Here is a 12,495-nt window from a genome sequence, read left to right on the forward strand (position 1 = left end):
ACCCTCGTTGCAGGTTTAAGTTGGGGTTCAATTCGCCACGGCGCCGGTGGGGGCGTCATGGCGATCCAGTTCGCCGACAAACGCTGCGATCTCGCGCGTGAACGCGTCGTTCGCATCGCCCGCCAGCATGTGCGTGGCCGCCGGCAGCTCGACGTGCCGCGCATGCGGCACCAGCTGCAGGAATTCGTTCACCGTGTCGCGCGACACCACATCGCTGCGTCCACCGGACAGCAGCAGCACTGGTACGTCGACCTTCGCCGCCGCCGCCATCAGGCGCGGCTGGTAGCGCTCGCTTTCGCTGACCACGCCGGCCAGCAGGGCCGGATCCCAGTGCCAGCGCAGGCGGCCATCGGCGCCCTCGCGCAGCAGCGGGCGCAGCTGGTCCTCGGTCTTGCGCTCGCGGCGCTGCGGCAGGTAGGCCGCAATCGCCTCGGCGGCGTGCGCGTAATCAGCGAAGCCGTCCGGATGCGCCTGCATGAAGGCGAGGATGCGCTCCACTCCGGCCGTCTCCCAGCGCGGCGTGATGTCGACCAGCACCAGCGCGCGAAACGGCGACGGACGCATCTCGCCAGCCACCACCAGGCCGAGCAGGCCGCCCATCGACGCGCCCACGAGTATCGGCAGCCGCGGCTGCGATCGCGCCACGAGCGCCAGATCGGTGGCGAACTGATCCATGTGGTAGTCGCCATTCGCCAGACGGTCGCTTTCGCCATGGCCGCGGCTGTCGAAACTGACACAGCGGCAGCCGATCTCCGCGAGCGCCTGCGCGCTGCCGGCCCAGGCGCCACGCGTCTGGCCGAAGCCGTGCGCGAACAGCAGCACCGGGTCTCCCGCCGCATGGCGCGTCTCCACCGACAGCGCAAGGCCGTCAGCGGTAGGCAGACGCGAGATGTCGAGTGGGCGATTGACCATACGCATGAGTATGGGTTGACCCGGCAGCTGGCGTCAACTCGCGCCGCACCAAGTGGCGCGTGGCGCGCTGCACATTGCAATGAGGGGACCGCCGGCTACCATACGCCGATGAATGCAAACGCCAAACCCGAACGGACCCGCCTCAGCGCCGAGGACTGGGAAGAAGCTGCGCTGCAGCTGATCGCCGAACAGGGCGTCAACGCGGTCGCCGTCGAGGCGCTGGCCCGCCAGCTCGGCGTGACCAAGGGCAGCTTCTACTGGCACTTCCGCACGCGCGAGGCGCTGGTGCAGGCAGCGCTGGAGCGCTGGGAGCTTTACGCCGAGCGCGAGATTATCAGCCAGATCGAGGCGATTCCGGATCCGCGCGTGCGCCTGCCCGAGCTGTTCCGCCGGGTGGCGCACGAGCTGCAGCCGCACCGCGTCTACGCCGCCCTGCTCAAGGCGCTGGATCACCCGCAGGTGGTGCCGGTGATGGCGCGCGTGTCGCAGCGCCGGATGGAGTTCCTGCACACCGCCTATCGCGAGGCCGGCATGGCGCCGACCGAGGCGATCAACCGCGCCCGCCTCACCTACGCCGCCTACGTCGGCTTCCTGCAGCTGAACTTCACGCTGGGCCTGCCGCGGATCAGCCATGAGGAGTTCGACGCCTACGTCGAACACATGATCGCGACATTGATTCCGGCCTGATAGGCGCTCCGCGCAGCCGAAACGGCGCCTCCGGGCGCCGTTTTTGCTGCACCCTTCCTTGCAATGCCAGTGCACGCAAACTACCGTGCGCGCTTCTTTTTCTGGCAAGACCACGGTGAGGAGCACATGGCAAGTTCGCTGCAGGCATTGGAGAGCTGGGTCGACGACACGGCGGCGCGCACGCGCCCGGCTCGGGTTCAGTGGTGTGATGGCTCCGATGCCGAATATGCCGCCCTCGTCGAGCAGATGCTGGCCAGCGGCGACCTGATCGAGCTGAACCAGCAGACCCATCCGGGCTGCTACCTGCACCGTTCCAACCCCTCCGACGTGGCGCGCGTGGAACATCTGACCTTCGTCTGCACGCCCGATGCCGCCGATGCCGGCCCGAACAATCACTGGATGGACCCGGCCGAGGCGCACGCGAAGATGGATGCGCTGTTCGACGGCTGCATGGAAGGTCGCACCATGTACGTGGTGCCCTACTGCATGGGTCCGATCGACTCGCCGCTGTCGCGCTGCGGCGTGGAGATCACCGACAGCCCCTACGTGGTGATTAACATGCGCACGATGACCCGCATGGGCGCCGCAGCGCAGGCGCGCATCGAGCGCGAAGGCCACTTCGTGAAGGGCCTGCACTCCACCGGCGAGCTGGATCCGGAGCGCCGCTTCATCATGCATTTCCCCGACGAGCTGGCGATCAAGTCGTACGGCTCGGGCTACGGCGGCAACGCCCTGCTCGGCAAGAAGTGCCACGCGCTGCGCATCGCCAGCCACCAGGCGCGTCGCGAGGGCTGGCTGGCCGAGCACATGCTGATCGTCGGCATCGAGAACCCGGCCGGCGACACGCACTACATCGCCGCAGCCTTCCCGTCCGCCTGCGGCAAGACCAACCTCGCCATGCTGATCCCGCCCGAAGGCTATCGCCGTGAGGGCTGGAAGGTGTGGACGGTGGGCGACGACATCTGCTGGATGCGTCCGGGCGAGGACGGCCGCCTCTACGCCATCAACCCGGAAGCCGGCTTCTTCGGCGTCGCCCCCGGCACCAGCGCGAACAGCAACCCGAATGCGCTGGCCAGCATCGCCCGCGACACCATCTTCACCAATGTCGCCGTCACCGCCGACAACCAGCCATGGTGGGAAGGCCTGCCCGGCGAACCGGTCACCGACTGGCAGGGGCGCTCGTACGACCCGAGCAACGGCCCGGCCGCGCATCCGAATGCGCGCTTCACCGTCAGCGCGCGGCAGTGCCCCACCTGGTCGGAGAAAGCCGAAGATGCGCGGGGCGTGCCGATCAGCGCCATCGTGTTCGGTGGCCGCCGGCCGTCGCTGCTGCCGCTGGTAATGCAGGCGCGCGACTGGACCCACGGCGTACTGATGGGCGCGGCGATGGGCTCGGAAACCACCGCCGCGGCCACCGGCGCGGTCGGCGTGCTGCGCCGCGACTCGATGGCGATGAAGCCCTTCTGCGGCTACCACTACGGCGACTACTTCGCGCACTGGCTGTCGTTTGACCAGCCGGGTGCGAAGCTGCCGGCGATCTTCCACGTCAACTGGTTCCGCAAGGGTGCCGACGGCCGCTTCCTGTGGCCGGGCTTCGGCGACAACCTGCGCGTGCTGGAATGGATGATCGAGCGCGTCGAAGGTCGTGCCCGCGGCACGACCACGCCGGTGGGCATCCTGCCGCAGCCTGCAGAACTGCGGCTGGAGGGCCTGAGCCTGCCGGCCGCCCATCTCGACGAACTGCTGCGCGTCGACGAGGCCGCCTGGCAGGACGAGCTGGACGCCATCGGCGCCTACCTCGAAGAATTCTCGCCGCGCCTCCCCGCGGCGCTGGCCGGCGAGCAGCAGCGCGTGGTGGAGATGCTGGCCGCACGTGGCGCTCCGACCCGCAACGTCGCCTCGGCCTGACGCCTCGGCGTGCCGGCGGCGCCGCCGGCACGCCCGCTCCAAACCTTTTCGCGCGGCGGCGCATCTGAGCTGGCAAGATGCCTACCGCCTGCCTCGCCACCGGATACCCGATGACGCCTGCGTCGACCGCACCGGCTCCCGACACGGAGGACGTGCGCGCCGCCGCCAGGGGTGACCGCGCCGCGTTCCAGCGGCTGTATCGCCGCCACGTCGATCGCATCCACGGAGCCGTGCTGCGGCTGGCGGGCTACGACCACGCGCGGGCCGAGGACCTCACCCAGGATGCCTTCGTGCGGGCCTGGCAGAAGCTCGCCGAGTTCCGCCACGAGAGCGCCTTCGGCACCTGGCTGTACCGGCTGGCGGTGAACGTGGCACTGATGGACATCCGCTCGCGCCACGCCGATCCGGTCGGCTTCGTCGACGACGAATCGCTGCCCGAACCCGGCGACACGCCGTTCTGCGCCGCCGAGCGCGACGAGCTGGAACGCGCCGTCGCCACGCTGCCGCCGCGCGCGCGGGCGGTGCTGGTACTGCACGACATCGAAGGCTGGAAACACGAGGACATCAGCCGGGAACTGGACATGGCCGTCGGTACATCCAAGGCGCAACTGCACCGCGCCCGCGCGCTGCTGCGCAAGCTGCTGGGAGAAACCGCATGAACGACTTCGAATGGCGCCGCCAGCTGCGCGACCTGCGCCAACCGCACGCGCCGCGCCGAGACCTGTGGGCGGACATCGAGCGCTCGCTTGAGAACACCGTGCCGGCATCCGGCCCGCACGCGCGCATGGCCGCATCGTCGCGCACGGCCTGGCTGTTCGCCGTGGGCCTGGCCGCCGTCACAGTGCTTGCCGTCGGTCTGACGCGGCTGGCTCCGGCGACTGCGCCCGCCTCGGCCGATCTGGCCACCGTACCGGCATGGAAGCCGGACGATCCGCGTCTGGCCGGCGCGGCGATCGAACTCACCGCCGCCCAGTACGAGCTGCGCCAGGCACTCCAGCAATCCCCGAATTCGGCGGCGCTGCAACGCCTGCTCGACCGCACCGAACAGCAAGAATCACGACTGCGCCAGCTCGGCCACGACGCCGGCTGACGCAATGGAGAACACCATGCAAACCGCACTGCGCTACCTTCCGCTCGCCACGCTTCTGTACGCCGGCGTCGCCTGCGCCGACACGCCCCTGGATCTCTCGCATCCCGCCACGCCGAAGGCCCATGTGAGCATCAGCAACATCAAGGGCGAGGTCACCGTCACCGCATGGGACCGCAACGAGGTACACGTTGGCGGCAGCCTGGGCGATGGAGCCCGCCCGCTGGCGATCAGCGGGTCGGACAGCGACCTGGAGATCAAAGTGCAGGCCCAGGGCAAGAGCGGCATGTTCAACTGGGGCAGCGACAATGCCATGGGCTCCACCATGCTCAACGTGCAGGTGCCGCGCGGCGCGTCGCTGGAAGTGCACGTGGTCAGCGCGCCGCTGAGCATCGACGGCACCGACGGCGGCGCGATCGAGGTCAACTCGGTCAGCGGCAAGATACGCATCCACGCCCGCACGCCCTCGCTGCAGGTGGACAGCGTGAGCGGAGGCATCGAACAGTCCGGACGAGCCGACCGTGCGGAACTGCAGACCGTCAGCGGCGACATCCTCGCTCCCGCGCTGGGCGATCAGGCCAAGCTCGAAACGGTGTCCGGCCAGGTGCAGGCCAACGGCGGACCGTGGCGCACTTTCACGCTGAGCACGGTGTCCGGCGACGTGGACGTCGCCGGCGGCCTCGTTTCCAACGGTCGCATGGACATCAACAGCATGAGCGGCGACGTGCAGCTGACGTTGCCCGCCGATGTATCGGCCGCCATCCACGCCAGCAGCTTCAGCGGCGACCTGCGCAGCGCCTTCGGCAAGGCCGAGCGCAAGGAACACGGTCCGGGCAGCGAGCTCAGCGTGCAGCAGGGCAGCGGCAGCGCCCGCGTCGGCATCGAGAGCTTCAGCGGCGACGTGCGGATCCGCCGCCAGGGCGACTGAGTCCGACCCTGCCACAAACGAAAACGCCGTCGCGATGGCGACGGCGTTTTTTTGTTGGGTCGCATGCTTTGCGCCGCGACGCGGGAAATCAAAGATCCTGGTGGTACTGCACGTACGGCGTGCGCGACTGGTCCGGTTCCGGACCGGCAGGCGTATTGGCCGGTGTACCCGACGACCACAGGTTCTGCGCGCCAACGCTCAGCTGACCCTGCCACGGCAGCTTCCAGGTGACGCCGAAATCGATGCTGCTCCAGCGGCGATCCGGACTGTAGGCGCCGGGAAGGCCGGCCGACGGCTGCATCACCCGCCCCACCAGGCTGCCGCTCAACGGACCGCGGTCCACGCCGAAGCTCAGCGCTTTCTGGTCGAGCATGTCCACGCCCAGCAGATTGCCCGGCAGCAGATGGATGCGCCCCACGCTGGCTCCGAGATCGATCCCGCTGCGGCTGTCCAGCGCCACTCGACCACGCGCGTTGAGCTGCGTGCTGCTGCCGAAGGCGGACAGCCCGTTCACGCCCGGCAACGCGCCGGGGAGCACGCGCGGCAGTCGCGCCGCACCGTTGGCGGTATCCGCACCGACGCTGAGGCCGAGGCTGTAGCGCCCGGCGTTGTAGGTGGCTCCCACCTCGCTGCCGAGCACGCGATACGGGGCGTTGCTCCAGGAGTGCTCCACCACGCCCGCATGCGCCTGCAACGAAGGGCCGAGCTGGTACTGCACCTTGCTGGACAGCACGCTGCCCGCGTCGACCACGCTGAACGTGAGCGGGGCATCGGCCGACAAGCTGCCGGCGGGGCGCTCGTCCGCCCGCAGCATCAGCATGCGACCGTCGGCACCGCGCCAGAGCGGCACGGCGACGCCGGGTTGCACCTCGGCCATCTGGTCGGGCTTCTGCGCCAGCAAGCGCGCAGCCATGTCGTGCGAATCGCCCGTCCACGCCTGTGCCGCCGCGGAAAGCGGCAGAAGGGCGGTGATGGCAAGGGCGAGCAGACGGCGCATGGCGGCGAGGAGGCGATCCGAAGGAGTGAACGTGGCGCAATTGTAGCCCGTTTTACGATTTACTAACAGCCCGCAAAGCCGCTCTGGCGCACAAAACCTGCGGGCGGCCGATCTGCTTGGACTCCCGCGCCCGGCGCCGGTTCCCGGGGCCGCGAACCGGCGACAAAGCGCTGCGGGCAAGCTATAAAGGCCGCTCGTTGTTTCTTCATGCCGGGTTCACCCACCTCGATGAGCTTTGCGTCCACCCAGAGCGCGTCCGGAGCCGATCGAAGCGGTAACCGGCCCATCGCGCTGCGCGGTGCCATCGAGCAGCTGTTCGCCGCCGCGGACGCGGCGAGCATGATGGATATCTGCGAGCGCCTGCTGTCCAGCCTGGGCATCCCGGGGCGGCTGCGCTGGCGGCTGCACGGGGACGTCTGGACGCCCGATCCCGGCCTGCGCCAGCTCGACCTGGCCGACGATCCGCAGGGCTTGCGTACGCTCACGCTGGAGTGCCCGATCCCGCCGATGCCGGCCACGGTGGAGGCCGAGCTGGCGTGGCTGGGGCGGATCGTCAGCTCGCGCCTGCGCCAGCTCGCCGAGACGTCGCGGCTGTACGAGGCGATCTCGCGCCTAGCGCTCGCCGAGCGTCTGCAGCGGGCGCTATACGCCATTGCCGAACAGGCCGGCGCCGACCACAACATGCCCGACATGATGCGCGCGCTGCACGGCATCGTCGGCAGTCTGATGTATGCCGAGAACTTCTACATCGTGCTCTACGACGAAGCCTCCGACAGCGTGCGCTTCCCCTACTACGTGGACACGATGGACCCGGAGCCGCCCTCGCCCGACGAGAGCGTGCCGCTGAAGGAGATCGAGTACAGCCTGACCTGGAACCTGCTCAAGGCCGGCCAACCGATCATGGGCTCGATCGAGGAAGTCTCGCAGCTGCTGCAGGGACGGCTGGTGCCGATCGGCCCGAACTGCGAGCACTGGCTTGGGGTGCCGCTGCTGCGCGAAGGACGCGTGGTCGGCGGCATCGTAATGCAGAGCTATCGCGACGACACCCGCTACACCCAGAACGATCGCGAACTTCTGAGCTACGTCGCCCAGCACGTGCAGACCGCGCTCGAGCGGCGTGCCGCCCACGCCGAACTGGAGCGACGCGTCACCGACCGCACGGCAGCGCTGCGCGAGGCCAACCGCGTGCTGCGTCAGCAGGTGCTGCAGCGCCAGCGCGGCGAACGCCTCCAGGCAGCACTGTTCCGCATTGCCGAGATGGCCAGCGCGCCGGAGAGCCTCGAAGGTTTCTACGCCGCGGTGCACCGCATCATCAGCGGCCTGATCTACGCCCGCAATTTCTACATCGCGCTGCTCGACGACGACGGCAAGCAGATCACCTTCCCCTACTCGGTGGACGAGGTGGACAGCGTGCGTCCGCCGCGCAGCCATGGCCGTGGGGCCACCGAATATGTCCTGCGTCACGGCAAGCCGCTGCTGGCCGATCCGGCCGAGGTGGACCGGCTGGTGGCGCTGGGCGAGATCCACCAGTTCGGGGCGCGCTCGGTGTGCTGGCTGGGCGTGCCGCTGGTGTGGAACGAGCGGGTGATGGGCGTGCTGGCCGTGCAGAGCTACACGCCCGAGCACACCTATACCGCGCGCGACCAGGAGCTGCTCACTTTCGTCAGCTATCACATCGCCAACGCGCTGCAGCGCAAGCACACCAACGAGTCTCTAAAGCAGGCCTATGCCAGCCTTGAACGCCGGGTGGACGAGCGCACCCGCGCGCTGGCGCTGGCCAACCGCGACCTGCGCGAGCAGATCGCCGAACGCGAGCGCGTGGAGCGCCGGCTCAAGTACGAAACCCTGCACGACTCGCTCACCGGCCTGCCCAATCGCACGCTGCTGCTGCAGCGCCTCGACCATGCGCTGAACCAGTACAAGGCGGACCCGCAGCGGCTGTTCGCAGTGCTGTTCATCGACCTTGACCGCTTCAAGGTGATCAATGACTCGGTCGGTCATCTGGTCGGCGACGATCTGCTGTTCCAGGTCGGTGGGCGCATCCGCGCGTGCCTGAAGACGCGCGACCTGGTGGCGCGTCTGGGCGGCGACGAGTTCGCCGTGCTGCTCGACGGCATCAACGACGCGGACATGCCGCTGCAGATCGCCGAGCGCATCATTGCCGAGCTGCAGGTGCCGTTCCGGCTTGGCATCAAGGAGATCTTCACCTCCGCCTCGATCGGCATCGCGCTGCCCTCCATGCACTACCAGCAGCCCGAAGAACTGCTGCGTGACGCCGACGCGGCGATGTATAGCGCCAAGGACGACGGCCGCCATCGCGCCGCGCTGTTCGACGACCGGCTGCGCCACGAGGCGCTGTCCCTGCTGGAGATGGAGGGCGACCTGCGCCGCGCACTGTCGCGCAGCGAATTCGTGCCGTACTACCAGCCGGTGGTGGCGATCGAGGACGGCCGCATCGTCGGCTTCGAGGCGCTGCTGCGCTGGAACCATCCCGAGCGCGGCGTGCTGACGCCGGGCGATTTCCTGATCGTGGCCGAGGAAAGCGGCTGCTCGGAAAGCATCGACTGGCAGATCTTCGAGCAGGTCTTCGCACAGACCACCGCGCTGACCCGAGGCGAGGGCTTCATCAGCATCAACGTGTCCGGTCGCCACTTCCGCCTGCCCGACCTCGACGAACGCCTGCTGGCGGCGATGGAACGCCACGGCGTGGCGGCGCACGGCATCCGCATCGAGGTGACCGAGCGCGCCCTGCTGGAGAATCCGCCGCAGGTGAAGCGCATGCTGGAGAACCTGCGCCAGCGCGGCATCCTGATCTCGCTGGACGACTTCGGCACCGGCTACTCCTCGCTCAGCTACCTGCACCAGTACCCGATCCAGACGCTGAAGATCGACCGCTCCTTCATCACCGAGCTGCCGTCGGACCTGGCCGAACTGGACAACAACCAGGGGCTGGCGGTGGTGCGCGGCATCCAGGTGCTGGCCGACTCGCTGCGCATGCAGGTGATCGCCGAAGGCATCGAAGAGGAATACCAGCGCCAGGCGCTGCTGCGCATCGGCACTCGCTACGCGCAGGGCTTCCTGTTCTCCACCGCGCGGCCGGCAGCCGAATGGCTGGGGCAGAACGCTCCCACCCACCTGCTGCCGGCGATCGGCTGAGCGGCGGGCGACGCGGGCCGCGCCGGGCCGAGCGGTTACTGCGCCGTGGTGGGCGCGTCGGGGCTGCCGGTGTCGCGCAGCAGGTGCTCGGCATCGATCGGATCGAAGGTGTAGCGCTGCGCGCAGAACTCGCAGATTACCTCGATCTCGCCGTCACGGGCGGCCAGCGCGGCCTCCACTTCCTCGCGCCCCAGCGCGCGCAGCATCGTCGACACGCGCTCGCGCGTGCAGCTGCAGCCGAACGCCAGCGGGCGGGGCTCGAACAGCCGCACCTCTTCCTCGTGGTACAGCCGGAACAGCAGTTGCTCCGGTGCGGTGGCCAGCATTTCCGCCGCGCCGAGCGTGGCGGTGAGATGCTCGATGCGCGTCCACGCATCGTCGTCCTTCACCGCATCGTGGCCGCCTTCGCCGGGCAGCTGCTGCAGCATGAGGCCGACCACGTGCTCGCCGTCGGCCGCCAGCAGGATGCGCGCCGGCAACTGCTCGGACTGCGCGAAATAGTTTTCCAGCGACGGCGCCAGCTCCGCATGCTGCAGGTCGACCAGGCCCTGGTAGCGTTGGCCGCGTTCGGCCTGGCCGATGGTGATGGCCATCACCGCGCCGGGCAGCTCGGACAGCGCCAGCGGCGCGGGCAGCGGATCGCTCCAGCGCGCCAGCCCGCGCAGGCGGCCGCGGTCGGTGCATTCGGTGAACAGCAGGCGCAGCGCGCCGGCGCTCTTGAGTTCGATCGACAGCGCCCCGTCGAGCTTGATGTTGCCGGTCAGCAGTGCGCTGGCCGCCAGCGACTGGCCGAGCAGGTCACGCAGCGGCGGCGGGTAGTCGGCGCGACCGGCCACCTCGCGCCACGCCGCGCCCAGGCGCACCAGTACGCCGCGCACGCCGGCGCGTTCGAGCAGGAAGCGATGCAACACATCTTCGACCAGGGTGGTTTCCACGGACAACCTCGCGATCAGGGCAGCCCCGCGATGTGGGGGCGACGAGCACGCCGCACAACGGTGGCGCCGCGCATCCCTATACTTGAGATTCTGCCGCCCGCCGTCTGGCCATGCACCTACGCCCCCAACTCGCCCGCCGCCTGCTGCGCTGGACCGGCCTGCTCGCCCTGAGCTGGATCGCACTGAGCTGGCTGTTCGTGCTGGTGCTGCGCTTCGTGCCGCCGTGGACTTCGGCGGTGATGATGGAGCGCCAGCTTGGCGCCTGGGTGCACGGCGAGAAGGACTTCGAGCTGCGGCATCGCTGGGTGCCGTGGTCGCAGGTGTCGCCGTGGGTGCCGCTGGCCATGGTGGCCGGCGAAGACCAGAAATTCCCGTTCCACCACGGCTTTGACTTCGACCAGATCCAGGACGCGCTCGATGCCGCCGACGAGGGCAAGCGCCTGCGTGGCGCCAGCACGATCAGCCAGCAGACGGCGAAGAACCTGTTCCTGTGGAACGGGCGCAGCTTCGTGCGCAAGGGGCTGGAAGCGTATTTCACCGTGCTGCTGGAAATCACCTGGCCGAAGCGGCGCATCCTCGAGGTGTACATGAACATCGCCGAGCTCGGCGACGGCATCTACGGCGTGGGCGCGGCCAGCGATGCCTACTTCCACGTGGCACCGGCCCGCCTCGGCCCCGCGCAGGCGGCGCGACTGGCCGCCGTGCTGCCCAGCCCGCGGCGGCTGCACGCCGACCGGCCCAGCGCCTACGTGATGCGCCGCGCCGACTGGATCCAGCGCCAGATGGCGCGGCTCGGCGGGCCGCCCTACCTCGACAGCGACACCCCGCCGGCCAACACCGGACGTCGCTGAAAGCGCACCGTCAGCCACGCCCGGCATCCTCTGCAGCAGCTCCCCGTCCACTGTGCGATCACACGCCATGCCCCAGCTGACCATCGTCGTTCCCGCCTACAACGAGTCGCGCGTACTCGATGCCTTCCATGCTCGGCTGATGGCCGTGGTCGATGGCCTGACCGTGGACACCCACGTGCTGTACGTGGACGACGGCAGCCAGGACGACACCTGGGCACGGATCAGCGGTTACTGCAGCGACGCGCGCGTGGGCGGCCTGCGGCTGTCGCGCAACTTCGGCAAGGAGGCGGCGCTCACCGCGGGGCTCGACGCGGTCAGCAAGGGCGCGGCCGTGGTGATCGACGCCGACCTGCAGGATCCACCCGAGCTGATCCCCGCGCTGATCGAGCCGTGGCAGGCCGGCTACGACGTGGTCTACGCCACACGCAGCGCACGCGCCGGCGAAAGCGCGCTCAAGCGCCTCACCGCGGCCGCGTTCTACCGCGTGATGGAGCGGCTGTCCGACACGCCGCTGCCGCGCGACACCGGCGACTTCCGCCTACTCTCGCGCCGCGCACTCGACGCCCTCGGCCAGCTGCGCGAGCGCCAGCGCTTCATGAAGGGACTGTTCGCCTGGATCGGCTACCGGCAGACCTCGATCAGCTACCAGCGCGACCCGCGCCTCGCCGGCGACACCAAATGGAACTACTGGCGACTGACCCAGCTGGCGATCGAGGGCATCACCTCGTTCTCCAACGCGCCGCTGCGGCTGGCCACGTGGGTGGGCCTGGGCGCGGCGATGTTCGCGTTCGCGTACGGCCTGTGGGTGTTGGCCAAGGCGCTGCTGTGGGGCGACCCGGTGCGCGGCTATCCCACGCTGATGGTGGTGATCCTGTTCCTCGGCGGCGTGCAGCTGCTGGCGCTGGGCGTGATCGGCGAGTACCTGGGACGCAACTACGCCGAGAGCAAGCAGCGACCGCTGTACTTCATCGCCGAGCGCCATCGCGGCGATTCCTGAGCCGCGACCGATTCACGGCGCGAAAACACTCCCTGGC

Annotated in this window: 11 protein-coding genes; 8 read left to right on the forward strand and 3 right to left on the reverse strand. The window is 69.2% G+C overall.

Annotated elements, in window-relative coordinates; all coding sequences use genetic code 11:
• Positions 1-27 precede the first annotated feature (27 nt).
• Positions 28-918: an alpha/beta fold hydrolase gene (locus tag ISP17_RS09100; protein WP_404632291.1), complete on the reverse strand. Its 891-nt coding sequence runs from the start codon at positions 916-918 to the stop codon at positions 28-30.
• A gap of 102 nt (positions 919-1,020) precedes the next feature.
• On the opposite strand from ISP17_RS09100, the gene ISP17_RS09105 reads away from it, so the two are divergent.
• From ISP17_RS09105 to ISP17_RS09125, 5 genes are all read left to right on the forward strand, one after another.
• Positions 1,021-1,599, forward strand: coding sequence for a TetR/AcrR family transcriptional regulator (locus ISP17_RS09105; protein WP_404632293.1), 579 nt, complete (start codon positions 1,021-1,023; stop codon positions 1,597-1,599).
• A gap of 126 nt (positions 1,600-1,725) precedes the next feature.
• A complete protein-coding gene (locus tag ISP17_RS09110) occupies positions 1,726-3,507 on the forward strand; it encodes a phosphoenolpyruvate carboxykinase (GTP) (protein ID WP_404632295.1) in 1,782 nt (593 codons plus the stop codon).
• A gap of 110 nt (positions 3,508-3,617) precedes the next feature.
• The gene (locus ISP17_RS09115) at positions 3,618-4,166 is read left to right on the forward strand and encodes an RNA polymerase sigma factor (RefSeq protein ID WP_404632297.1); all 549 of its coding nucleotides are present in this window, start codon (positions 3,618-3,620) and stop codon (positions 4,164-4,166) included.
• Complete coding sequence (locus ISP17_RS09120; protein WP_404632299.1) at positions 4,163-4,597, forward strand: hypothetical protein; 435 nt, start codon at positions 4,163-4,165, stop codon at positions 4,595-4,597. Before ISP17_RS09115 ends, ISP17_RS09120 begins: the two co-directional genes overlap by 4 nt.
• Before the next feature lie 16 nt (positions 4,598-4,613).
• Entirely contained in the window at positions 4,614-5,522 is a 909-nt protein-coding gene (locus ISP17_RS09125) for a DUF4097 family beta strand repeat-containing protein (RefSeq protein ID WP_404632301.1), read from the forward strand.
• 88 nt (positions 5,523-5,610) lie between these two features.
• Here ISP17_RS09125 and ISP17_RS09130 read toward each other — a convergent pair whose 3' ends face one another.
• On the reverse strand, positions 5,611-6,519 hold the full coding sequence (locus tag ISP17_RS09130) for a hypothetical protein (RefSeq protein WP_404632303.1): 909 nt from the start codon (positions 6,517-6,519) through the stop codon (positions 5,611-5,613).
• A 228-nt stretch (positions 6,520-6,747) separates the two neighbouring features.
• On the opposite strand from ISP17_RS09130, the gene ISP17_RS09135 reads away from it, so the two are divergent.
• The gene (locus tag ISP17_RS09135; RefSeq protein ID WP_404632305.1) at positions 6,748-9,675 is read left to right on the forward strand and encodes a bifunctional diguanylate cyclase/phosphodiesterase; all 2,928 of its coding nucleotides are present in this window, start codon (positions 6,748-6,750) and stop codon (positions 9,673-9,675) included.
• A gap of 35 nt (positions 9,676-9,710) precedes the next feature.
• Here ISP17_RS09135 and hslO read toward each other — a convergent pair whose 3' ends face one another.
• Positions 9,711-10,610, reverse strand: a complete 900-nt coding sequence (hslO, locus tag ISP17_RS09140) for an Hsp33 family molecular chaperone HslO (protein ID WP_404632307.1) — start codon at positions 10,608-10,610, stop codon at positions 9,711-9,713.
• 110 nt (positions 10,611-10,720) lie between these two features.
• Between hslO and mtgA the strand changes: the two genes are divergently transcribed.
• A complete protein-coding gene (mtgA, locus tag ISP17_RS09145) occupies positions 10,721-11,461 on the forward strand; it encodes a monofunctional biosynthetic peptidoglycan transglycosylase (protein ID WP_404632308.1) in 741 nt (246 codons plus the stop codon).
• Positions 11,462-11,528: 67 nt separating this feature from the next.
• The gene (locus ISP17_RS09150; protein ID WP_404632309.1) at positions 11,529-12,458 is read left to right on the forward strand and encodes a glycosyltransferase family 2 protein; all 930 of its coding nucleotides are present in this window, start codon (positions 11,529-11,531) and stop codon (positions 12,456-12,458) included.
• Positions 12,459-12,495 lie beyond the last annotated feature (37 nt).

It is taken from the genome of Dyella ginsengisoli (assembly GCF_044904665.1).
In the GTDB taxonomy this organism is placed as follows: domain Bacteria; phylum Pseudomonadota; class Gammaproteobacteria; order Xanthomonadales; family Rhodanobacteraceae; genus Dyella_A; species Dyella_A ginsengisoli.